20 protein-coding genes and 1 pseudogene are annotated in these 23636 nt (G+C 63.4%); 15 read left to right on the forward strand and 6 right to left on the reverse strand.

Features of this window, described 5'->3' with window-relative positions:
* Positions 1 to 24 precede the first annotated feature (24 nt).
* Positions 25 to 2121 carry a 3-hydroxyacyl-CoA dehydrogenase NAD-binding domain-containing protein gene (locus ACQ86E_RS10200; protein WP_431205272.1) on the reverse strand — a complete coding sequence of 699 codons (2097 nt, stop codon included), beginning with the start codon at positions 2119 to 2121 and terminating at the stop codon, positions 25 to 27.
* 130 nt (positions 2122 to 2251) lie between these two features.
* Here ACQ86E_RS10200 and ACQ86E_RS10205 point away from each other — a divergent pair.
* From ACQ86E_RS10205 to ACQ86E_RS10250, 10 genes and pseudogenes are all read left to right on the forward strand, one after another.
* Positions 2252 to 3117, forward strand: a pseudogene (locus ACQ86E_RS10205) (IclR family transcriptional regulator).
* A gap of 66 nt (positions 3118 to 3183) precedes the next feature.
* The gene (locus ACQ86E_RS10210) at positions 3184 to 3981 is read left to right on the forward strand and encodes an ABC transporter ATP-binding protein (RefSeq protein WP_151647134.1); all 798 of its coding nucleotides are present in this window, start codon (positions 3184 to 3186) and stop codon (positions 3979 to 3981) included.
* Positions 3978 to 4691 carry an ABC transporter ATP-binding protein gene (locus ACQ86E_RS10215; RefSeq protein WP_008135694.1) on the forward strand — a complete coding sequence of 238 codons (714 nt, stop codon included), beginning with the start codon at positions 3978 to 3980 and terminating at the stop codon, positions 4689 to 4691. The genes ACQ86E_RS10210 and ACQ86E_RS10215 overlap by 4 nt, the downstream gene beginning before the upstream one ends.
* A 12-nt stretch (positions 4692 to 4703) precedes the next feature.
* Positions 4704 to 5582 carry a branched-chain amino acid ABC transporter permease gene (locus ACQ86E_RS10220; RefSeq protein WP_151647132.1) on the forward strand — a complete coding sequence of 293 codons (879 nt, stop codon included), beginning with the start codon at positions 4704 to 4706 and terminating at the stop codon, positions 5580 to 5582.
* Positions 5583 to 5584: 2 nt separating this feature from the next.
* Positions 5585 to 6604: a branched-chain amino acid ABC transporter permease gene (locus ACQ86E_RS10225; RefSeq protein WP_431205273.1), complete on the forward strand. Its 1020-nt coding sequence runs from the start codon at positions 5585 to 5587 to the stop codon at positions 6602 to 6604.
* 26 nt (positions 6605 to 6630) lie between these two features.
* Positions 6631 to 7860, forward strand: a complete 1230-nt coding sequence (locus tag ACQ86E_RS10230) for an ABC transporter substrate-binding protein (RefSeq protein WP_431205274.1) — start codon at positions 6631 to 6633, stop codon at positions 7858 to 7860.
* Between the two features lie 123 nt (positions 7861 to 7983).
* Complete coding sequence (locus ACQ86E_RS10235) at positions 7984 to 9210, forward strand: ABC transporter substrate-binding protein (RefSeq protein WP_431205275.1); 1227 nt, start codon at positions 7984 to 7986, stop codon at positions 9208 to 9210.
* A gap of 252 nt (positions 9211 to 9462) precedes the next feature.
* A complete protein-coding gene (locus tag ACQ86E_RS10240; protein WP_431205276.1) occupies positions 9463 to 10692 on the forward strand; it encodes an ABC transporter substrate-binding protein in 1230 nt (409 codons plus the stop codon).
* 157 nt (positions 10693 to 10849) lie between these two features.
* Entirely contained in the window at positions 10850 to 12079 is a 1230-nt protein-coding gene (locus ACQ86E_RS10245; RefSeq protein WP_431205277.1) for an ABC transporter substrate-binding protein, read from the forward strand.
* Positions 12080 to 12270: 191 nt separating this feature from the next.
* A complete protein-coding gene (locus ACQ86E_RS10250) occupies positions 12271 to 13554 on the forward strand; it encodes a glycerate kinase type-2 family protein (protein ID WP_431205278.1) in 1284 nt (427 codons plus the stop codon).
* 131 nt (positions 13555 to 13685) lie between these two features.
* On the opposite strand, the gene ACQ86E_RS10255 is transcribed toward ACQ86E_RS10250, so the two are convergent.
* A complete protein-coding gene (locus ACQ86E_RS10255) occupies positions 13686 to 14207 on the reverse strand; it encodes a MarR family winged helix-turn-helix transcriptional regulator (RefSeq protein WP_431205279.1) in 522 nt (173 codons plus the stop codon).
* A 176-nt stretch (positions 14208 to 14383) separates the two neighbouring features.
* Here ACQ86E_RS10255 and ACQ86E_RS10260 point away from each other — a divergent pair, with 176 nt between their 5' ends.
* From ACQ86E_RS10260 to ACQ86E_RS10270, 3 genes are read left to right on the forward strand one after another with little or no spacing between them, the layout of a single operon-like run.
* Positions 14384 to 15424 (forward strand): branched-chain amino acid ABC transporter permease, encoded by a 1041-nt coding sequence (locus ACQ86E_RS10260; protein WP_431205280.1) that lies wholly within the window; start codon positions 14384 to 14386, stop codon positions 15422 to 15424.
* 7 nt (positions 15425 to 15431) lie between these two features.
* Positions 15432 to 17201, forward strand: coding sequence for an ABC transporter permease subunit (locus ACQ86E_RS10265; protein WP_431205281.1), 1770 nt, complete (start codon positions 15432 to 15434; stop codon positions 17199 to 17201).
* The gene (locus ACQ86E_RS10270; RefSeq protein WP_431205282.1) at positions 17198 to 17929 is read left to right on the forward strand and encodes an ABC transporter ATP-binding protein; all 732 of its coding nucleotides are present in this window, start codon (positions 17198 to 17200) and stop codon (positions 17927 to 17929) included. The genes ACQ86E_RS10265 and ACQ86E_RS10270 overlap by 4 nt, the downstream gene beginning before the upstream one ends.
* Positions 17930 to 18045: 116 nt before the next feature.
* Here the strand turns inward: ACQ86E_RS10270 and ACQ86E_RS10275 are convergent, their stop codons facing one another.
* Together ACQ86E_RS10275 and ACQ86E_RS10280 are read right to left on the reverse strand one after the other, a co-directional pair.
* Complete coding sequence (locus ACQ86E_RS10275; RefSeq protein ID WP_431205283.1) at positions 18046 to 18321, reverse strand: hypothetical protein; 276 nt, start codon at positions 18319 to 18321, stop codon at positions 18046 to 18048.
* Positions 18322 to 18728: 407 nt separating this feature from the next.
* A complete protein-coding gene (locus ACQ86E_RS10280) occupies positions 18729 to 19358 on the reverse strand; it encodes a pyridoxamine 5'-phosphate oxidase family protein (protein ID WP_431205284.1) in 630 nt (209 codons plus the stop codon).
* Positions 19359 to 19481: 123 nt separating this feature from the next.
* On the opposite strand from ACQ86E_RS10280, the gene ACQ86E_RS10285 reads away from it, so the two are divergent.
* Entirely contained in the window at positions 19482 to 20366 is an 885-nt protein-coding gene (locus ACQ86E_RS10285; RefSeq protein ID WP_431205285.1) for a LysR family transcriptional regulator, read from the forward strand.
* 58 nt (positions 20367 to 20424) lie between these two features.
* Here ACQ86E_RS10285 and ACQ86E_RS10290 read toward each other — a convergent pair whose 3' ends face one another.
* Positions 20425 to 20844 (reverse strand): PaaI family thioesterase, encoded by a 420-nt coding sequence (locus tag ACQ86E_RS10290; RefSeq protein WP_431205286.1) that lies wholly within the window; start codon positions 20842 to 20844, stop codon positions 20425 to 20427.
* 336 nt (positions 20845 to 21180) lie between these two features.
* Complete coding sequence (gene pobA / locus ACQ86E_RS10295) at positions 21181 to 22350, reverse strand: 4-hydroxybenzoate 3-monooxygenase (protein WP_431205287.1); 1170 nt, start codon at positions 22348 to 22350, stop codon at positions 21181 to 21183.
* 255 nt (positions 22351 to 22605) lie between these two features.
* On the opposite strand from pobA, the gene ACQ86E_RS10300 reads away from it, so the two are divergent.
* Positions 22606 to 23622, forward strand: a complete 1017-nt coding sequence (locus ACQ86E_RS10300) for a TRAP transporter substrate-binding protein (RefSeq protein ID WP_431205288.1) — start codon at positions 22606 to 22608, stop codon at positions 23620 to 23622.
* Positions 23623 to 23636: the final 14 nt, after the last annotated feature.

Genomic DNA, 23636 nt, shown 5'->3' on the forward strand with positions numbered 1-23636 from the left:
AAATCGCGGCCACTGCCAATCCGATCACGCCGCCTTCGAGCCCGCCGCCAGCGAGGCGAAGGTCTTGCCTTCGGCGGCGAGCTTCTTCAGCAGCGGCGCGGGCTCGAGGCTCGGATCGTTGGTTTCCTTGGCGTAGAAGGCCAGGCGATCGGCGATGTGCTTGAGGCCGACGCTGTCGGCCCAGAACATTGGGCCGCCGCGGTAGATCGGCCAGCCGTAGCCGTAGAGCCAGACCACGTCGATGTCCGAGGGACGCGCCGCGATGCCCTCTTCGAGGATCTTCGCGCCCTCGTTGATCATCGGGTACATCATGCGCTCGAGGATCTCGTCGTCGCTGACGACGCGCTTCTTGCGGCCGAGACGGAGCAGCGTCTCGTCGATCAGCTTCTCGACCTCCGGATCCGGCAGCGCCGAGCGGGAGCCGGCCTCGTATTTGTAATAGCCCTTGCCGGTCTTCTGGCCGAAGCGGCCGGCTTCGCAGAGCGCGTCCGCGATCTCCGACTTGATGCCGCGGTCCTTGCGCGAGCGCCAGCCGATGTCGAGGCCGGCGAGGTCGCCCATCGCGAACGGTCCCATCGGCATGCCGAATTTCGTCACGACGGCATCGACCTGCTGCGGCAGCGCGCCTTCGAACAAGAGCTTCTCGGACTGCTTGCCGCGCTGGGCCAGCATGCGGTTGCCGACGAAGCCGTCACAGACGCCGACCACGGCCGGCACCTTGGCGATTCTTCGCGCGATCGTCACGGCCGTCACCAGCGCATCCGGCGCGGTCTTGTCGGCGCGCACGATCTCGCACAGCTTCATGACGTTGGCGGGCGAGAAGAAATGCATGCCGAGCACGTCCTGCGGACGCTTGGTCGCCTTCGCGATTTCGTCGATGTTGAGGTACGAGGTGTTGGAGGCGAGCACCGCGCCGGGCTTGACGTACTGGTCGAGCTTGCCGAACACCTCCTGCTTGACCGCCATGGTCTCGAACACCGCTTCGATGACGAGGTCGGCATCGCCGACATTCTCGATGCCGACGACGCCGGTGATCAGCGCCATGCGCTTGGCCGGCGCGTCAGCGGGGATGCCGCCGCGCGCGGCGGTCGCTTCCCAGTTCTTCTGCATGATGCCGAGGCCGCGCTTGAGCTGCTCCTCGCCGGTCTCGATCAGGGTGACGGGAATGCCGGCATTGGCAAAGGACATCGCGATGCCGCCGCCCATGGTGCCGGCGCCGAGAATGGCAACACGGTTAACGGGACGCGCCTTGGTGCCCTCGGGGACGCCCGCGATCTTGGCGGCCTCGCGCTCGGCGAAGAAGGCGTAACGCTGGGCCTTGGACTGGTCGCTGGCGACGAGCTTCAGGAAGCCCTCGCGCTCCTTCTTTAGACCTTCGTCGAACGGCAGGTCGATGGCATAGCCGACGGCATCGGCCGCCGCGAACGGCGCTTCCAGGCCGCGCGACTTCTTGGTCATCGAAGCGACCGCATTGGTGAAGATCGAACGATCGGCCTTCGCCGCCGCGAGCTTGGAATCGTCGTCGCGCAGTCGGCGCAGCGGGCGCTTCTCGGCGAGCAGCTTGCGGACGAAAGCCTCACCACCGGAAGCCGGGCCTTCGACGATCTCCTCGATCAGGCCGTTCTTCAGCGCTTCCGCAGCGCCAATGGGATCGCCGCCGACGATCATCTTGACGGCAAGCTCGGGGCCGACCGCGCGCGGCAGGCGCTGGGTGCCGCCGGCGCCCGGCAGCAGGCCGAGCTTCACCTCGGGCAGGCCGAGCTTTGCCTCTTTGACAGCCACGCGGAAATGACAGGCCAGCGCGACCTCGAGGCCGCCGCCAAGCGCGGTGCCGTGAATTGCGGCCACGATCGGCTTCGGCGAGTTCTCCATCTCGGCCAGCACTTCGTTGAGGCCGGGCGGCTTCGGCGGCTTGCCGAATTCGGTGATGTCGGCGCCGGCGATGAAGGTGCGGCCGGCGCAGGTGAGAACGATGCCCTTGATCGCGGGATCGGCGATTGCGGCCTTGATGCATTCCAGGATTCCACCGCGAACTGCGGCACTCAGCGCATTGACCGGAGGACTGTTGACCGTGACGATCCCGACTTCGTCATGACGCTCAAGCTTGACCACTTCGCTCACGGTGTCCCTCCTTGGTGGGGATGTACTTTTGTTCGATTTCGCGGTGCGGAATTTAATTCCGCATCTTGACGGCAGGGTTATTTTGAAGCACGGACGTTGTCAACGACTCCGCGCAAGAAGCAGATCAGGGATGAAGCGTACAGGAAAGAAGACAGCGACCGACCGGAATTTCGTCGTCGCGCTTTCCCGCGGACTTGATGTATTGCGCGCATTCCACCCCAGCGACGGCCTTCTCGGCAACCAGGAAATCGCGGCCCGCACGAATCTGCCGAAACCGACAGTGTCGCGGCTGACCTACACGTTGACGAAGCTTGGCTACCTGACGCCGGTTCCCCGTTTCGAGAAATATCAGCTCGCGCCAGCCGCGATGGCGCTCGGTTACGCCGCACTGGCCAATCTCGGTGTTCGGCATTTGTCCGAACCGTTTCGCGAGGAAATGATGCGCGCGACGGGAGGCGCCGTCGCGATCGGCGGCCGCGACCGTCACAGCATGATCTATTTCGGGCAAAGCCGCGGCAGCGAGACCGTCGGCGTTCAACTGGACGTCGGCTCTCGCGTGCCGATTGCAACCAGCGCGATGGGCCGCGCCTATTTCTGGGCGCTCGACGAAGACAATCGCGCCGAAGTATCCCGCATCCTGCGCGAACATTACGGCAGCCGCTGGCCCAAGATGCGCGACGGACTGGAGCGTTCCGGCGAAACCGTCGCGAAACACGGCTTCGCGATTTCCGTCGGCGACTGGCATGACGACATCGGCGCCGCCGGTGTCGCGCTCAGGCTCAACGATGGAACCGGACCTTACGCATTCAATTGCGGCGCGCCCGCATTCCGCTTCACGGAAGAGCGTTTAATCAACGACATTGGACCGCGTCTGCTTGCGATGGTAAGGAACATCGAAGCGGCACTCGGTGGACTGATGCCGCAATCCAAAAAGAAGTCAGCAAAAAGCTGAAATCAGGAGGGAAAGTTGCTCGAGTGGCCGAGGGGTTCAGATAGCCTTTGTCATAGCCGGGAGCGGTTCGCATCGCCCCTTCGCCCAACGAACATCGTGGGCGAGACGACATGACGCAGGCACAGCTCGCGCAGGGGACATCGCCCCTGCTCGCGGTTCGCGACGTCAGCGTCGTGTTCGGCGGCATCGTCGCGCTCAACGGCGTGTCCTTTGACATGCACAAGGGCCAGATCCTCGGATTGATCGGCCCCAACGGCGCCGGCAAGACCACACTCTTCAACTGTCTGTCGCGGCTCTACCAGCCGTCGTCCGGCGACATCCTGATGGATGGCGTGAGCATTCTGTCGCGGCCGCCGCACCGGATCGCCGAAATCGGCATCGGCCGCACCTTCCAGAACGTGGCGCTGTTTCCGAACCTCACGGTGATGGACAACGTCCGCGTCGGCGCCCATTCGAAGACCTCCAGCGACATCATCAGCGACTCGCTGAGACTGGCGTGGGTCCGGCGCAGCGAGAACGACGTCAACAAGAAGGTTCACGAGATCCTCGCCTATCTCAAGCTCGAGGACGTCGCCCACACCGTCGTGTCCGGCCTGCCGTTCGGCACGCAGAAGCGCGTCGAGCTGGCGCGGGCGCTCGCGGCCGATCCGAAGATCCTGCTGCTCGACGAGCCCGCCGGCGGCCTCAACCACGAGGAAGTCTACGTGCTGGGCGACCTCATCCGGCGCATCCGCGACGAACGCCACATGACCGTGCTGCTGGTCGAGCACCACATGGGTCTCGTGATGTCGATCGCCGATCACGTCGTGGCGCTGAACTTCGGCAAGAAGCTCGCGGAAGGCACGCCGGCCCAGGTGCAGGTGGACCCCGACGTCATCAAGGCCTATCTCGGGAGCAAGGACCAATGACGACGCTGCTCAACGTCAAGGACCTGCGCGCCTATTACGGCCAGGTCCAGGCGCTCCACGGCCTGTCCTTCTCGCTCAACGAGGGCTCGCTGACGACGCTGCTCGGCGCCAACGGCGCCGGCAAGACCACCACGCTGCGCGCGATCTGCAACATGGTGCGCTCCACCGGCGGGATCGAGTTCGACGGCAAGCCGCTGAACAACCGCTCCACCGAGAGCATCGTGCGGTTCGGCATCGCCCACGTGCCGCAGGGCCGCGGTACCTTCACCACCATGACGGTGGAAGAGAACCTTCAGCTCGGGGCCATCACCCGCAAGGACAGCGCCGGCATCGTCTCCGACATCGAGCGGATGTATGCGCATTTCCCGGTGCTCAAGCAGCGCCACACCCAGCAGGCCGGCACGCTCTCGGGCGGCGAGCAGCAGATGCTCGCCGTCGCCCGCGCGCTGATGCTGCGGCCGCGGCTGATGCTGCTGGACGAACCCTCCTTCGGCCTCGCGCCGCTGGTCGTGCGCGACCTGTTCGGCATCCTCGGCAAGATCAACCGCGAGGACAAGGTGTCGATCCTGGTGGTCGAGCAGAACGCCCAGCTCGCGCTCGAGCTCGCCGATCAGGCCTACGTGATCGAGACCGGACGCATCGTGATGTCGGGCAATGCCAAGGACATCGCGAACAACGAAGAAATCCGCAAATCCTATCTGGGTTACTGAGGAGCCGGCACGATGGAGCTGTTCACCAACCAAGTGCTGGCCGGCATCGCCACGGGCGCGATCTACGCCTGCATGGCGCTCGCCGTGGTCATGATCTACCAGGCGATCGACCACCTCAACTTCGCGCAGGGCGAGATGGCGATGTTCTCAACCTTCATCTCCTGGCAGCTGATGCAGTGGGGCTTATCCTATTGGGCTGCCTTCGCGGTCACGCTGATCTTCTCCTTCATCGCCGGCATCGCGATCGAGCGCATCCTGTTCAAGCCGCTGGCGAAGGCGCCGGTGCTGACCAACGTCGCCGGCTTCATCGCGCTGTTTGCGATCATCAACTCGTCGGCCGGCCTGATCTGGGACTTCACCATCAAGCAGTATCCGACCCCGTTCGGCTCTTCTCCGTTCCTCGGCAGCCAGCTGATCTCGACCCACCAGGCCGGCATGATCGGCGTCACGATCATGCTGCTGCTCGCCCTCTACTTCTTCTTCCAGTACACAAGGATCGGTCTCGCCATGCGCGCGGCCGCTTCGGTGCCTGAATCGGCTCGCCTCGTCGGCATCAACACGAGCTGGATGATCGCGCTCGGCTGGGGCATGGCGACCGCAATCGGTGCGATCGCCGGCATGCTGATCGCCCCGGTCGTGTTCCTCGAGCCCAACATGATGGGCGGCGTGCTGATCTACGGCTTTGCCGCGGCGGTGCTTGGCGGGCTCACCAGCCCGTTCGGCGCCGTGGTCGGCGGGTTCCTGGTCGGCATCTTCGAGAACCTCGCCGGCACCTACATCCCCGGCGTCGGCAACGAGCTGAAACTTCCGATCGCGCTCGCGCTGATCATTTCCGTCCTGGTCGTCAAACCCGCTGGCCTGTTCGGCCGGCACATCGTCAAGCGAGTTTGATCATGAGCGCTGCAGAAGAAGTCGTTGCAGAAGGCGGCCAGGCGGTCGAGGCCGTGCCGAAACGAGCCATGACGCTGGGCACCGGCACGTCGCTGGTCGTGCTCGCCGCGTTGATCATCATGCCCATCTTCGTCAAGAACTTCATCATCTTCCAGATGACGATGCTCCTGATCTACGGGCTCGCAGTGCTGGCGCTGAACATCCTGACCGGCGGCTCGGGCCAGTTCTCGCTCGGCCAGAGCGCCTTCTACGCCGTCGGCGCCTATACGACCGCGGTGCTGATGGAGCACTTCAACATCAACTATGCGCTGACCTTGCCGATCGCCGGCGTGGTCTGCTTCGCCTTCGGCTTCCTGTTCGGACAGCCGGCGCTGCGGCTCTCCGGCGTCTATCTGGCGCTGGCGACCTTCGCGCTCGCCACCGCCATGCCGCAGCTTCTCAAGCTGAACTTCCTCGAGCACTGGACCGGCGGCGTGCAGGGCCTCGTCGTCACCAAGCCTGACGCGCCCTTCGGCCTGCCGATGTCGCAGGACATGTGGCTGTACTATTTCACGCTCGTCGTCGTGATCGGCATCTACCTCTTCGCGGTAAACCTGCTGCGCTCCCGCTCCGGCCGCGCCTTCATGGCGATCCGCGACAACGAGATCGCGGCCTCCGCAATGGGTGTCGACGTCGCGCTGTACAAGACCCTGGCCTTCGGCGTCTCGGCCGCGATCACCGGCATTGCCGGCTCGCTCGGGGCCATTGCCGTGCAGTTCGTCGCGCCCGACAGCTACACCATCACGCTCGCGATCTCGCTGTTCCTCGGCATGGTCGTCGGCGGCGTAGGCTGGCTGCCCGGCTCGATCGTCGGCGCCGCCTTCATCATCTTCGTGCCGAACATGGCGGAGGGCATCTCCAAGGGCCTCTCCGGCGCGGTGTTCGGCGTGCTGCTGTTCCTCGTCATCTACCTCGTGCCGCATGGCGCAAGGCAAGTCGCGATGCTGGGCCAACAACTCGCCGGTAAGCTCAGGAAGAACTGAAACCCCTCAAGCAAGGAGACTTCGTTTTGCTTCTCGAAAGAATACTGCGAACCACCGCACTCGTAACGGCGGTCGCGACCCTCACCTCCGGCGCAGCACTTGCCCAGAAGAAATACGACACCGGCGCGTCCGATACCGAGATCAAGATCGGCAACATCATGCCGTACAGCGGTCCGGCGTCGGCCTATGGCATCATCGGCAAGACCGAAGAAGCCTATTTCAAGATGATCAACGACAAGGGCGGCATCAACGGCCGCAAGATCAACTTCGTCACCTATGACGACGCCTATTCGCCGCCGAAGGCCGTCGAGCAGGTCCGCAAGCTGGTCGAGAGCGACGAGGTGCTGGCCGTCTACAATCCGCTCGGCACCCCCTCGAACACGGCGATCCAGAAGTATCTGAACGCCAAGAAGATCCCGCAGCTGTTCGTCGCCACCGGCGCCACCAAGTGGAACGACCCGAAGAACTTCCCCTGGACCATCGGCTGGCAGCCCTCCTACCAGAGCGAAGCGCAGATCTACGCGAAGTGGCTGATGAAGGAAAAGCCGACCGCCAAGGTCGCGATCCTCTATCAGAACGACGATTTCGGCAAAGACTACCTCAAGGGCACCAAGGACGGTCTCGGCGCCAAGGGCGCGTCCATGATCATCATGGAAGAGAGCTATGAGATCTCCGAGCCATCGATCGACGGCCACATCGTCAAGATCAAGGCCGCCAATCCCGACGTGCTGCTGATCTACGCGACGCCGAAGTTCGCGGCCCAGACCATCAAGAAGACCGCCGAGCTCAACTGGAAGCCGCTCCAGATCCTCACCAACGTGTCGATCTCGGTCGGCAGCGTGATGAAGCCCGCCGGCTTCGAGGCGTCGCAGGGCGTGCTGTCGGCGGCCTATGCCAAGGATTCCACCGACCCGCAGTGGAACAACGATCCCGGCATGAAGAGGTGGAACGAGTTCGTCGACAAGTACATGCCCGGCGCCGACAAGACCGACACCGGCATGGTCTACGGCTATGGCGCGGCTTCGACCCTGGTCAAAACGCTGGAGATGTGCGGTGACGACCTCACCCGCGCCAATCTGATGAAGCAGGCCGCTTCGTTGAAGGATTTCGCACCGGACACCTTGCTGCCCGGCGTCAAGATCAACACCAGCGCCACCGACTTCGCCCCGATTTCGCAGCTCCAGATGCAGCGCTTCAAGGGCGAGAAGTGGGAACTGTTCGGCGAGATCATCAGCGGCGACCTCGCCTCCGAATGACGCCGACGCCATAGTCAGGGTCTGGTCCAAGGCCCCCGCGGGCAACCGCGGGGGCTTTTTGTTGACGTCAGGCATCATTCTTGTTCAATGCGGCGCACCGATCCATTCCGGGGTGGGAGAAAGATGACTGCCGTTCGATTTCAGGTTGCGGCCCTTTTGGCCGCGCTCGCGTTGTGCGTTGCGACGAACAGCCCGGTGCTGGCGCAAAAGAAATACGACAGCGGCGCGTCCGATACCGAGATCAAGATCGGCAACATCATGCCCTATAGCGGGCCGGCCTCCGCCTATGCCGCGATCGGCAAGGCCGAGGAGGCCTATTTCAACAAGGTCAACGCCGAGGGCGGCATCAACGGCCGCAAGATCAGGTTCATTTCCTATGACGACGGCTATTCGCCGCCGAAGACGGTGGAGCAGGCGCGCAAGCTGGTCGAGAGCGACGGCGTGCTGCTGATCTTCGGCTCGCTCGGCACCTCCACCAACGGCGCCATCCGCAAATACATGAACGAGAAGAAGGTGCCGCAATTGTTCGTGGCGAGCGGCGCCTCGAAGTGGAACGACCCCAGGCAATATCCATGGACCATGGGTTGGCAGCCGAGCTACGCCAGCGAGGCGCGCATCTACGCCAAATACATCGTGAAGGAGAAGCCCGACGCAAAGATCGGCGTGCTCTACCAGAACGACGATTTCGGCAAGGACTACATGAAAGGCCTGAAGGAGGGCCTCGGCGCCAGGACGTCGATGATCGCAATGGAGGACAGCTACGACACCTCCGAGCCCGCCATCGACGAGCATGTCGTGAAGCTGAAGGCGTCGGGTGCCGACGTTTTCATCAGCATCACCACGCCGAAATTCGCGGCCCAGGCGATCAAGAAAGCGGCCGAGATCAACTGGCATCCGGTCCACATCATCTCCAACGTTTCGGCCTCGGTCGGCGGCGTGCTGGAGCCGGCGGGAATCGAGATCTCGCAAGGCATCCTGTCGGCGAGCTACACCAAGGACGGCTCCGACCCGCAATGGAACGCCGACGACGGCATGAAGAAGTTCTACAACTTCCTCGCGCAATACGACCCCAAGGCCAACAAGCTCGATGCCGGCGTGGTTTTCGGCTATGCCGCGGCGCAGACCATGGTGAAGGTGCTGCAGATGTGCGGCGACGACCTCACCCGCGAGAACGTCATGAAGCAGGCCGCTTCCTTGAAGGATTTCGCACCCGATACGCTGCTTCCCGGCATCAAGATCAACACCTCAGCCGACAATTTCGCCCCGATCGAGCAGCTGCAGATGATGCGCTTCAAGGGCAGGAAATGGGAACTGTTCGGCGACATCATCTCGAGCGAGATCGGGCATTGAATGCCGCGCAATTCAAGATAGCCTGACCTATCCCAGGCAACTTGAGCGTGGCTGACTGGCGGCGCACAAAATCTCACGCGCCGGAATATTCCCCTCCGCTTTCGACAGATCGCGCACCCTACGACGGTTCTGCAGCGGCGTTTTCCTTGCTGGCGGCGAGGGATGGGTATTGAATGTGAGGACGGAGCGACGCGAAACGATCGCTCCCAATCAAGAACAATCGACACATTCAAACCTTCTAGGGAGATCACAATGCCTGCAATGCATGTGCGGTTGGGGGCCTTCTCGGCTGCCCTCCTGCTGGCCACCGCCTTTTCCACGGCGGCATCGGCACAGAAGAAATACGACACCGGCGCATCCGACACCGAAATCAAGATCGGCAACATCATGCCCTACAGCGGACCCGCCTCCGCCTACGGGGTGATCGGCAAGACCGAGGAGGCCTATTTCCGCAAGATCAACGCGGAAGGCGGCATCAACGGCCGCAAGATCAACTATGTCAGCTACGACGACGCCTACTCGCCGCCGAAAACCGTGGAGCAGGCGCGCAAGCTGGTCGAGAGCGACGAAGTCCTCATGGTCTTCAATTCGCTCGGCACACCGCCGAACTCGGCGATCCAGAAATATCTGAACCAGAAGAAGGTGCCGCAACTGTTCGTCGCCACCGGCGCCACCAAGTGGAACGACCCGCAGAACTTCCCATGGACCATGGGCTGGCAGCCCAACTACCAGAGCGAGACCATCATCTACGCGAAGTACATTTTGAAGAACAAGCCGGACGCCAAGATCGCGGTGCTCTATCAGAACGACGATTACGGCAAGGACTATCTGAAGGGCTTCAAGGACGGGCTCGGCGCCAAGGCAGCCTCGCTGATCATCATCGAGGACAGCTATGAAGTTTCCGAGCCGACCATCGACTCGCACATCGTGAAGCTGAAGGCCTCGGGCGCCGACGTCTTCATGAACATCACCACGCCGAAATTCGCGGCGCAGGCGATCAAGAAGAACGCCGAGCTCGGCTGGAAGCCGCTGCATTTCCTCAACAACGTCTCGGGCTCGATCGGCAGCGTGATCAAGCCGGCCGGCTTCGAGAACGCGCAGGAGATCATCTCGTCGCAATACTTCAAGGATCCGACCGACGCCCAATGGAAGAACGACCCGGCGATGATCGGCTGGAACCAGTTCCTCGACAAATACTATCCCGAGGCGAACCGCGCCGACGCCTCGGTGATGTACGCCTACATCGTCGCCCAGGGCCTCGTGCACGTGCTCAAGGCCTGCGGTGACGATCTCACCCGTGAGAACGTCATGAAGCAGGCGGCCAGCATCAAGGACTACGAACCGGCCGGCCTGTTACCGGGCGTCAAGGTTAACACCTCCGCGACCGATTTCGCGCCGCTCTCGCAGCTGCAATTGATCAGGTTCAAGGGCGAGCATTGGGATCGATTTGGTGAAATTCTGAGCGCCGACGTCGGCGGCTGACGTTACGCAGTCGACTAAAGACGCAACCCCTGCGGCCTTGCCGCAGGGGCTTTTCCTTGAAGCTTTCGCGCAAATCGTATTGAATTGCGACCGCGTCGCCAAAAACAAGCAACCCAAGAAAAGGGACGCACACACCAAGAAAAACAGGGAGATAGGAATGCCTGCTGTCACCGGCAAACTCGCGGCCGCGTCACTCGCGCTCGCGCTCATTGCGGCCTCGACCTCCGTTGCATCGGCCCAGAAGAAATACGATACCGGCGCGACCGACACCGAGATCAAGATCGGCAACATCATGCCCTACAGCGGACCGGCCTCCGCCTACGGCATCATCGGACGGACCGAAGCCGCCTATTTCAAGAAGATCAACGAAGAGGGCGGCATCAACGGCCGCAAGATCAACTTCATCAGCTATGACGACGCCTATTCGCCGCCGAAGGCCGTGGAGCAGGCCCGCAAGCTGGTCGAGAGCGACGAGGTGCTGTTCATCTTCAACTCGCTCGGCACGCCGTCGAACTCGGCGATCCAGAAATACATGAACTCGAAGAAGGTGCCGCAGCTATTCGTCGCCACCGGCGCCACCAAGTGGAACGATCCGCAGAACTTCCCGTGGACGATGGGCTGGCAGCCCTCCTACCAGAGCGAGACGCAGATCTATGCGAAGTGGCTGCTCAAGAACAAGCCGGACGCCAAGATCGCGGTGCTGTTCCAGAACGACGATTACGGCAAGGACTACCTCAAGGGCCTGAAGGACGGCCTCGGGTCCAAGGCCGCGTCGATGATCGTCATGGAGGAGAGCTACGAAACCTCGGAGCCGACGATCGACAACCACATCATCAAGCTGAAGGCCACCGGCGCCGACGTCTTCATGAACATCACGACGCCGAAATTTGCCGCTCAGGCCATCAAGAAGAATGCCGAGATCGGCTGGAAGCCGCTGCACTTCCTCAACAACGTCTCGGCGTCGGTCGGCAGCGTGATCAAGCCGGCGGGCTTCGATGCCGCGCAGGACGTGGTTTCGGCCGCATATCTGAAGGACACCACCGACAAGCAGTGGGACAACGACGCCGGCATGAAGGCCTACGTCGAGTTCATGACGAAGTACTTTCCGGAAGGCGACAGGACCGACGGCGGCACCGTCGTGGGTTACGGCGTCGCCCAGACGCTGGTCCAGGTCCTCAAGAATTGCGGTGACGATCTGACCCGCGCCAACGTGATGAAGCAGGCGGCAAGCCTGAAGGACTTCCGCACCGAGGTGTTGCTGCCCGGCATCAAGATCAATACCAGCGCCAACGACTTCGCGCCGATCAGTTCACTCCAGCTCCAACGCTTCAAGGGCGAGCGTTGGGAGCTGTTCGGTGACGTGATCAACGCCGACGCAGGCGGCTAACCGCCTCCATCGCGCCACGACAGCAGCCCCCTGCGAACCTCCGCAGGGGCTTTTGCTTGCATCCCGAGGATGATCGCGCGATTGCATATTCGAATGACGGCAAAGCCTGCTTACGCTTGGGCGCCCGATGCGGTAGGCATGCCGATGGCGACCTCGTCGCCGCTGCTTCCGTCCGCCGAAGGCTTTTCGTCATGACCGACCGACGTCCCCTGCTCCGCGTCCTCTATGATGCCGCCGTTGCGGCCGCCCATCCGAACACGATTCTGGCGCCGCATCTGCGGCCCGCGCCGAGGGGACGCGTGATCTGCCTTGCCGCCGGCAAGGGCGCGGGCGCGATGGCCGCTGCCGCAGAGCGGCATTATCTCGATACGCTCGGACTCGCGCCGGAGCGCCTCGTCGGCATCGCCACCACCCGCCACGGCTACGGCGTACCGACGCGCCGCATCCGCGTGGTCGAGGCCGGCCATCCCGTGCCTGACGAGGCCGGCCTCAAGGGCGCGGCCGACACGCTCGCGCTCGCGGGCGAGGCTGGCCCCGACGATCTGATGCTGGTGCTGCTCACCGGCGGTGGCTCGGCGAACTGGATCGCACCGGTGGACGGCATCAGCTTCGCGCAGAAGCAGGCGGTCAACAAGGCGCTGCTCCGTTCCGGCGCGCCGATCGGCGAGATGAACGTCGTGCGCAAGCACCTCTCCCGCATCAAGGGCGGTCGCCTCGCGCGCGCCGGCAGAAACGCCGCCGAGATCGTCACGCTCGCGATCTCCGACGTGCCGCATGACGATCCCTCCGCGATCGCCTCCGGCCCCACGGTGCCCGATCCGACCACGCTCGCCGACGCGCGCGCCATCGTCGCGAAATACAGACTCGACATCGACGACGCCGTCCGCCGCGCGCTCGACGATCCCGCCAACGAAAGTGCCAAGCCGGGCGATGCCGCCTTCGCGCGCGCGACGTTCGAGCTGATCGCGCGCCCAAAACAGTCGCTCGACGCCGCGGTGAAGCTCGCCAAGGACGCCGGCTACGAGATCGTCGATCTCGGCGCCGATCTCGAAGGCGAAGCGCGCGAGGTCGCCGCCGATCACGCCAAGCTGGCGCTGGCGGCGCGCGCGCAAGGCAAGCGCCTCGCGATCCTCTCCGGCGGCGAGCTGACGGTGACCGTGCGCGGCAACGGCCGCGGCGGCCCGAACCAGGAATATGCCCTGGCGCTGGCCGCGCTGCTGAAGGACACGCCTGACATTTCGGCGCTCGCCGGCGACACCGACGGCGCCGACGGCGGCGCCGGCCATCCCACCGACCCCGCCGGCGCTCTGATCGATGCGGCGACGTTCGCGAAGATGAAGGCGCTGGCGCTTCAGCCGCAGGACTATCTCGACAACAACGATGCGACGACGTTCTTCGAGGCGACCGGGGATCTGCTCCAGCCGGGACCGACGCTGACGAACGTGAACGACGTCAGGGTGATTCTGGTGGATTGAGAGGGCTGCTCCAATGACGGTGTCATTCCCCGCGAAGGCGGGGAATCCAGTACGTCGCAGCTTCTCGATTCAATCGCAACCGTCTCTGGAATACTGGATCGTCCGGTCAAGCCGGACGATGACAGCAAGCCTCAAAACTCGTTGGCGATCTTCGAGAGCATCTCGAGCAGGGCTTCGCGGTTGGCTTGCCCGAGCAGCTCGTTCAGCCGCGACTCGTGCTTGGTCGCGACCAGCTTCTTGGCGCGCGTCAGCACGGCCTTGCCCTTGTCGGTCAGGACCAGGATGTGCGAGCGGCGGTCGTTGGTGGAGCGGATCCGCGCGCAAAGGTCGCGGCTTTCGAGATTGTCGAGCAGGGCCACGAAATTCGGACGCAGGATGCCGAGCGTGGAGGCAATCTCGGTCTGGTTACGGCCGGGGTTTTTCTCGACCAGCAGCAGTACGGAGAACTGCGCGGGCGTGAGCTGGAGCGAGGCCATGCAGCGCAGGAAGTTCTCGAACACCTTGAGCTGGGCGCGCTTGAGCACATAACCAAGCTGCTCCGAGAGCTCGCCGAGCTGGAGGATTTCGGCGTGACCTTGGCCTTGGGCGTCGCCTGCGTCCTTGCGGCCCTTGGTCGCGTCACCGGGTTTTTCAGCAGTTTTGGAAACGGTCATCGCCTCGTGCTCGTAATCCCGCTAAATTCGGGAAGGTCGTCCGCCACCCTTGAAGTTATATTTGATAATTGTTATGGACCATATCAAATATCGCCGTCGTATTTCAATGGCTGTGAGCGGACCATCCACCGCAATCGCGGAGACCGGTCCGCCATCTCGAGGGGGAGCGTCCGGTCTTGAACACCACCATCATGCTGTTCCTGGTGCAGGACGGCATCACCAATGGCGCGATCTACGCGCTGCTCGGCCTGGCGCTGGTGCTGGTATTCGCCGTCACCCGGGTGATCCTGATTCCCCAGGGCGAATTCGTCACCTATGGCGCGCTGACCTACGCCTCGCTGGCGGCGGGCCAGATGCCGGGCACGGCAAAGCTCGCGCTGGCCCTCGGCATCGGCGCCTTCGCCTTCGACCTGTTCGTGGCCCGCAACGCGCTGCACGGACGCTTGGTCATACGCAGCTTCCTCACCAATATCGTGCTGCCGGCCGCCGTGCTGGCGCTGACCATCTATTTCGCCGCCCAGAAGCCGCCGGTCGCCATCTGCATCGCGCTCTCGCTGGTGATCGTCGCGATGATCGGCCTGTTCCTCTACCGGGTCGCATTCCAGCCGCTGGCGCACACCTCCGTGCTGGTGCTGCTGATCGCATCCGTGGGCGTGCACCTGGCGCTGCAAGGACTGGGCCTGCTGTTCTTCGGTGCCGAAGGCCAGCGCGGGCCCGCCGTGCTGTCCGGCTCCTTCACCGCCGGCGCGCTGCGCTTCACCGGCCAGAGCCTCACCGTCTACGGCATCACCATCGCCTTCATCGTCGGGCTCTGGCTGTTCTTCGGCCTGACGCTTTACGGCAAGGCGCTTCGTGCGACCGCCGTCAACCGGCTCGGCGCGCGGCTCGCCGGCATCCGCACCACGCTGTCGGGGCAGATCGCCTTCCTGCTGGCGTCCGTCATCGGCGCGCTGTCGGGCATCATGATCGTGCCGATCACGACGCTCTACTATGACAGCGGCTTCCTGATCGGACTGAAGGGTTTTGTCGCCGCGATCATCGGCGGGCTCGTCAGCTATCCGCTCACCGCCGTCGCGGCGCTGTTCGTCGGCCTCGTCGAGGCGTTCTCGTCCTTCTATGCCTCCAACTACAAGGAGGTGATCGTTTTCATGCTCTTGATCCCCGTGCTGCTGCTGCGCTCTCTCGCAGCCCCCGCGGTCGAGGAAGAGAAGGACTGAGGCCAAGATGCAGAGCCGGCTTCCCATTATCGTCTTCGCCCTTGTCATGGCGGCGATCCCGTTCGTTCCGGGCATGCCGCCGTTCTGGATCGTGCTGCTCGACAATATCGGCCTTGCCGCGCTGGTCGCGATGGGCCTCGTGCTGCTGACCGGCGTCGGCGGCCTCACCTCTTTCGGCCAGGCGGCCTTCGTTGGCTTCGGCGCCTACACCACCGCGGTGCTGTCGACGACCTATGGGATGTCGCCGTGGCTGACGCTGCCGCTGTCGCTCCTGGTCAGCGGATCCTTGGCCGTGCTGCTCGGCCTCGTCACGGTCCGTCTCTCCGGCCACTATCTGCCGCTCGGCACGCTCGCCTGGGGCCTCGGCCTATTCTACCTGTTCAGCAAGCTCGAATTCCTCGGACGCAACGACGGCATCTCGGCGATCCCGCCGCTGTCGATCGGCGCATTCAGGATGCTTTCACCGGGTTCGATCTATTACGCGATCTGGGCCGCCGTGCTCGTCTCGGCCCTGCTGACGATGAACCTGCTGGATTCCCGCACCGGGCGCGCCATCCGCGCGCTCCGCCGCGGCCATGTCGCGGCCGAAGCATTCGGCGTGCACACCCCGCGCGCAAAGCTGCTGGTGTTCATTCACGCCGCCGTGCTCGCCGGCCTCTCCGGCTGGCTCTACGCGCATCTTCAGCGCGCGGTGACCCCGACGCCGTTCGGGGCACACGCCGGCATCGAATATCTGTTCATCGCGGTGGTCGGCGGCGCCGGCTATGTCTGGGGCGGCGTGCTGGGCGCGGCGATCGTCGTGATCCTGAAAGAGGTGCTGCAGAGCTATCTGCCGATGATCCTGCCCGGCTCCGGCCAGGTCGAGACCATCGTGTTCGGCATCATGTTGGTGGCGCTGCTACAGCTCGCGCCCGGCGGCGTCTGGCCCTGGCTGACGTCGCTCTTGCCCGAACGCACCGGCGGCAAGAAGCCCGATACCTCGCTGAAACTGGAACAGCGGACCCGCTCGGTCGTCCAGTCCGGCGTGCTGCTCCAGGTCGAGAAGGCGCGCAAACAATTCGGCGGCGTGATCGCGGTCAACAACGTTTCCTTCGACGTCCAGGCCCGTGAGATCGTCGCCTTGATCGGACCGAACGGCGCCGGCAAGAGCACGACGTTCAACCTGATCACCGGCGTGCTGTCGGCAACGTCGGGTTCGATCTCGGTGCAGGGCAAGAAGGTCGACAACGCGCCGCCGCAGGAGATCGTCAAGCTGGGCATCTCCCGCACCTTCCAGCACGTCAAGCTCGTCCCCGACATGACCGTGCTGGAGAATGTCGCGATCGGCGCGCATCTTCGCGGCCATTCCGGGCCGATCGCCTCGATGCTGCGGCTCGACCGCGCCGATGAGGCCAGACTGCTGGCGGAAGCCGCGCGCCAGATCGAGCGGGTCGGCCTTGCCGACCAGATGCATCAGCTCGCGGGCAGCCTGTCGCTCGGCCAGCAGCGCATCGTCGAGATCGCGCGCGCGCTCTGCGTCGATCCGATGCTCCTGCTGCTCGACGAGCCGGCCGCGGGCCTGCGCCACATGGAGAAGCAGAGGCTCGCAACGCTGCTGCGCGAATTGCGCGACGGCGGCATGAGCGTGCTGCTGGTCGAGCATGACATGGGCTTCGTCATGAACCTCGCCGACCGTATCGTGGTGCTCGATTTCGGCACCAAGATCGCGGAAGGCACGCCCGCCACGATCAAGACCAACCCCGAAGTGATCAAGGCCTATCTGGGAGTGGCGGCATGACCGCGCTGTTGTCCGTCGCGGATGCGCATGTCGCCTATGGCAAGGTCGAGGCAGTGCGCTCGGTCTCGCTCGAGGTCGGCCAAAACCAGATCGTCACCATCGTCGGCGCCAATGGCGCCGGCAAGACCACGCTGCTGTCGGCCATCATGGGCATCCTGCCGCTGAAGGGCCGCGTGACGTTTGCCGGCCAGGACCTCGCCCGGCTCGAAATCGAGGACCGCGTCGCGATAGGGCTCGGCCTCGTGCCGGAGCACCGCGAATTGTTCGTGACCATGAATGTCGAGGACAATCTGGAGCTCGGAGCCTTCCGCATTGAGAAGCGCAAGGCGAAAGCCGCGATGGAGCACGTCTACACGCTGTTTCCCCGGCTGAAGGAGCGCCGCAAGCAACTGGCCGGCACGCTGTCCGGCGGCGAGCAGCAGATGCTCGCAATGGGCCGTGCGTTGATGGGCGAGCCGAAGCTGCTGATGCTGGACGAGCCGAGCCTCGGGCTCGCGCCGATCATCGTCGCGGACATCTTCCGCATCGTCGGTGAGCTGCGCGCCGCCGGCGTTTCGGTGTTGCTGGTCGAGCAGAACGCGCAGGCCGCACTGAAGATCGCGGACCAGGCCTATGTGATGGAGCTCGGCGAATTCGTGCTGAGCGGCAAGGCCAGCGACGTCGCGGCGAACGAGCGCGTGGCCGCGAGCTATCTCGGCTTCCAGCACGAGGGCGCGGGTGTGGTATAATCTCACCCCGCACTACGCTTCCTTTCTCCCCTGTGGGATAACGGAAGCGGAGCGCCGGATGGGGACTCTCTCCATTCCAAAAGACTCGGCGGTGTCTTAGTTTAAAACTGATCCCCTCAGTATTTCCAACCCATCTTGTAGTACGTCATGTAGTCGAGCGCGAAGTTGTAGCCCGCCAATTTGATCAGTTTTGCTTTGATCTCTGACGGGTCTGTAAGGCCTGCAATGGCCTCTTCGACTTGATAGTCGTTAGACAGGCCAGCACGAGCCGCCCAATAACCGCGCGCAGGTGGAGCTGGGCATGTTCCCAACGGAAAATGCTTTCGGTCCTGACCAGGCAAAGGGGCCCAAAACTCTGGACCCATACCGAGACCGTCATTGCCTCTTGCCATTGACGCCTCCTTTGCGCCCTGCCACGCAGGAGGTAATGATTGGCGATAAGCTTCACAAGGGAGGGCAGAAAATGAAGAAGGCCAAAAAGGTACGAAGGCCAAACGCTCGGGAGACAAGCGTCACAATCCACGGCATCAAGTGTCGAAGAGGCGAAAAGATGCTCCCTGGTCATCCTTACCGATTAGTCAACGTCAACACCAAGCGCGTATTCGTTGGTTCGCTGGTTGGCACTATAAATAAGGGTAAGATGCGGTTAGCAATTTTCAGCGTTCCGAAGAGTTGACTTCAAACTGAGACACCAAAAAAGGATTTTCGCGAGAAGAGAATCCCTCACCCGTCTCGTCGCTACGCAGCGAGCCACCCTCTCCAAAAAGGGGAGAGGGGGCACCGATCACATCGCATTTATTTAATCGCTAGTCGCCTTCTCCCCCTTCAGCGCCGCTACTTCCGCCTCGAGCTCCGCGATCCTCGCATCCCTCGCCGCCAGCGCAGCCGCGACATCCGCCGCGTCAAACTTCTGCGGAATATGCTGCGGGCAGTTGGTGTCCCACGCTGCGATCTTGAACAGGATCACCTGCTCCGGTCGCGCCCGATAGCCCTTCGGCATCATCGACGCGGTCAGCGCCTCGTCATCCTCGACCACGCGCGCCTCGCCCCAGATCTTCACCCGGCGACGATGGGCGTAGTCCATGACGAAGATGTAGGCCTTGGGATTCTCCGTCAGATTTCCCTGCGTGATGTATTGCTGGTTGCCGGCGTAGTCGGCAAAGGCGAGCGTCTGCTTGTCCAGCACCTTCAGAAACCCCTTCGGGCCGCCTCGATGCTGGATGTAGGGCTGGCCGTCCGCTGCCGCGGTGGCGAAATAGAAGCTGTTGGCCTCAGTGAGGAAGCCGGCCAGCTTCTCGTCGACCTCGGTACGCCAGCCGTGTTGTTCGGCCCGGGCGTAGGCCTCGCGCGACCCTTTTCGCGCCTGGATCGCCTTCACCGCGGGCGTAAATGCCACGTCGCTGGCATAGGTATGGGCTGCTGTCGTCATCGGAACATCTCCTGAAAATTCCGGCGCATCTCTGCGTCTTTCAACGGCTAAAGTGGCCCTTTCTACGATTAAAACAATTGTGCTCATTGACACTTCATCATTGCAATATATGCAATAATATCCATGGACCGCCTTGAAGCCATGCATGTCTTCGTCACTGTCGCCGACCTGCGCGGCTTCGCGCCGGCTGCCCGCAAGCTGCACCTGTCGCCCTCGGCGGTAACCCGGCTGATCGCGGCGCTGGAGGAGCATCTCGGCGCGCGGCTGCTGCAGCGGACAACGCGGCAGGTGACCTTGACCGACGTCGGCACGCGCTATCTCGAGCGCGCCCGGCGCATCCTTGCCGACGTCGAGGAGGCCGACGGCTCCGCGCGCGAGGAGCGCAATCGGCCGAGCGGGCGTCTCGTGGTGTCGGCACCGGTGGGTTTCGGCCGGCTCCATGTCGGGCCAGTCATGACCGCCTACCTCAAACGCTATCCGGAAGTAACCTGCGAGCTGCGGCTGTCGGACAACCTCGTCAACCTCGTTGAGGATGCCGTCGACGCCGCCGTCCGCATCGGCCATCTCGCCGATTCCTCGCTGGTCGCCCGCCAGGTCGGCGAGATGCGGCGGATCGTGGTGGCAACGCCGGGCTATCTGAAGCGTCACGGCGAGCCCAGGACGCCGCAAGCGCTGCTCGCGCATCAGGCCATCCAGTTCGGTCCGTCGGCCAATTGGCGCTTCATGCAGGATGGCCGCGAGGTCGAAGTGATGCCGACGCCTCGTTTTACCAGCAACAGCGCCGACGCCGCCCTGCAATACGCCGAAGCCGGCGGCGGCATCACGCGCGTGCTGGCCTATCAGGCCGCCGAGGGGCTGAAGGGCGGCCGGCTCAGAATCGTGCTGGCGAAGTACGAGCCGCCGGCGCTGCCGATCCACATCGTCTATCCGACCTCGCGCCTGCTCTCGGCCAAGGTGCGCGCGTTCGTCGATCTCGTGGTGGAGACGGCGGAGTGGAGGTTTGGATAAGATCTCCCTCTTCCTCATGGCCGGGCTTGTCGCGGGCATGACGACGGAGAGGGCGCGGCTATCCCTTCTTCGGCACCACCCGAAACGTCCCGCTGGCGCGCGCGATGACCACATCGTCGGCCTTCACCATGCACTGCGCAAAACAGATCGTGCTGCCGGTCTTGATTGCCTCACCTTCGACGGCCAGCCACTGGCCGATCTCGGCGGCCCCGACGTAGTCGACTGACAGCGAGATCGTGACGAAGGATGTCGTCCAGCCCGTCGCCTGCGCGCAGCTGTAGCCCATGGCCGCATCGGCCAGCGCCGCGATCAGACCGCCATGGATCAGCCCGCGCGCGTTGGTATGCGGTGTTGCCAGACGCAGGCCGATGATTACGGCCTTGTCGGTCTTTTTGGAATAGAGCGGCTCCCAGGGATCGGTGAGCGGCGCCTCGCGAAAATGCGGCTCGAAGCCGGCGGGAATGTCGCTGCTGGTCATGACTGTCTCGCATTGCTGTATCGCCGGTATTGAACGCGATGTGGATGACAGTTTCACCGCCTACAAAGTTTTAAACGGAATTTGCGCAGGCGTTTGAAACAGCCCCACTGTCATTGCGAGCACAGCGAAGCAATCCAGACTGTCTCCACGGAGGGATTTCTGGATTGCTTCGCTGCGCCCGCGATGACGGAGTATGTGGCAGCGACGCTCCTCCAAAACGGCAGTGCCGTAGGCAGGGCAAAGGCGCAACGGCGCCGTGCCCACGATCTCCTGGTAACCGCCAAAGCTCATAGGCGCGCTTAGGTTTGCCCACCCTACCGCACCGCCGATTTCGTCCTAAAACGGCAGCCCCACGTAATTCTCCGATAGCGACGTCATCGCAGCCTGCGACTGCGTGACGTAGTCGAGCTCGGCGAGCTGGATCCGCGCGCCGATGCTGCCATTGTCCGGGAATTTGTGCAGCATCGAGGTCATCCACCAGGAGAAGCGCACGGCCTTCCAAACGCGCGCCAGTGCCTTCGCGGAATAGGCGTCGATGCCGGCGCTGGACTTCTCGTCGTAGAACTCGCGGAACGCGCTCGACAGATAATGCGCGTCGCTGGCAGCCAGGTTCAGCCCCTTGGCGCCGGTCGGCGGCACGATGTGGGCGGCATCGCCACACAGGAACATCCTGCCGAAGCGCATCGGCTCGGCGACGAAGCTGCGCAGCGGCGCGATGCTCTTCTCGATCGAGGGCCCAGTGATGAGGCTGTCGGCGGCCTCCTGGTCGAGCCGGCGCTTCAATTCGTCCCAGAAACGGTCGTCCGGCCACTGGTCGACATGGTCGTCGAGCGAACATTGCACATAGTGCCGGCTTCGCTTCAGCGAGCGCATGGTGCAGAGCGCAAAGCCACGGGCGTGGTTGGAGTAGATCAGCTCATGGCTGACCGGTGGCGTCTCGGACAGGATACCGAGCCAGCCGAACGGATAGATCCGCTCGAATTCCTCGATCGCCGACGACGGGACGCTGGCACGACTGACGCCGTGAAAGCCGTCGCAGCCGGCGATGAAGTCGCAATCGAGCGTGTGGGTGACGCCGTCCTTCACCCAGGTCACGCGCGGGTGAGCACCGTCAAAATCATGGGGCCGTACGTCTCTGGCCTCGTAGACCATGGTGAGGCCGGCGGTCTGCCGCGCATTCATCAGATCGAGCGTGACCTCGGTCTGGCCGTAGATCATCACCGTCTTGCCGGTCGCACCCTTCATATCGATGCGGTGACGGCGGCCGGAGAAGGCAAGCTCGATGCCCTCATGCACCAGGCCTTCGGCATGCGCCCGCGCGCCGGCCCCGACCTGATCGAGCAGCCCGACTGTCCCCTCCTCCAGGAGGCCGGCGCGGATCCGCCCCAGCACATAATCCGGGCTCTGCCGCTCCAGAATGACATTGTCGATGCCGTATTGATGCAGCAGTTGCCCAAGCAACAATCCTGCCGGCCCGGCCCCGATGATTGCGACTTTTGTCCGCAATACTTGCTCCTCCCGATCCTGTAGGCTTTCGTCGCGGGCTCGCTTGTCGCGACCGTCCGCGCACGATAATTATATCATATAACGGTTGGGCAAAAGGGGAGTGCGCGTCGCCGCTGGCTGCGACAAATCCATGCAACATGGCTGACGTGGACGAGAGGCCAGTTCCGGCTTGAACGCGCCGGCCAATTAGATAACATGTTAATTAAAGAGACCGGGCCATCGAAGCCCGCCGTCGATAACAGGGAGAGACGACCGATGAAGAAAGCCTGTCTGGCTTTGCTGCTCGCAGCAAGCGTGACGCCTGCGTTCGCGCAGGACAAGACCTTCGACCTGAAGGTCTCGCACTGGGTGCCGGCCTCGCATCCGCTGCAGAAGTCGCTGGAAGACTGGGTCGCCGCGGTGAACAAGGATTCCGGCGGCACCATCACGGGCAAGGTGTTTCCCGCCCAGCAGCTCGGCAAGGCCTTCGACCATTACGACATGGCGCGCGACGGCATCGCCGACGTCACCTATGTCAATCCCGGCTATCAGCCCGGCCGCTTCCCGATCATCGGCGCCGGCGAACTGCCGTTCCTGATCTCGGACGCCAAGGGCGGCTCGATGGGGCTGGACGCCTGGTATCGCAAATATGCCGAGAAGGAGATGAAGGACGTCAAATACTGCCTCGCCTTCGTGCACTCGCCCTCCTCCTTCCACGTGCGCACCAAGAAGATCGTGACGCCCGAGGACGTCAAGGGCATGAAGATCCGTCCGGCTCACGCCACGATGGCGAACTTCGTCACCGCTCTGGGCGGCACCAATGTGCAGTCCTCCGCACCTGAGGTGCGCGACATCATCGAGCGCGGCGTCGCCGACGGCGTGACCTTCCCATGGGGCTCGCTGGTGCTGTTCGGCGTCGACAAGGTGACCAAATTCCACATGGACGCGCCGCTCTATGTCACGACCTTCGTGTTCGTGATCAACAAGGACAAGTACAATTCGATGTCCGACAAGCAGAAGGCGGCCATCGACAAGAACTGCTCGACGGAAATGGCGGGCGTGGTCGGCGAGCATTGGGGCAAGTTCGAGGACGCAGGCATCGACAAGGTCAAGGCCGAAGCCGGCCAGGAGGTCTACAAGCTCACGCCCGAACAGACCGCCGCATGGAAGAAGGCCGCCCAACCGCTGGTCAAGACCTGGGGCGATGGCGCCAAGAAGGCCGGCGTCGATCCGGATGCGGCCATGGCGGACCTGAAGGCCTCGTTGAAGAAGTACAACGCGCTGGCGGAATGACGCCAAGCTGTGGC

Source organism: Bradyrhizobium betae, from assembly GCF_050632175.1.
GTDB lineage: Bacteria > Pseudomonadota > Alphaproteobacteria > Rhizobiales > Xanthobacteraceae > Bradyrhizobium > Bradyrhizobium betae_B.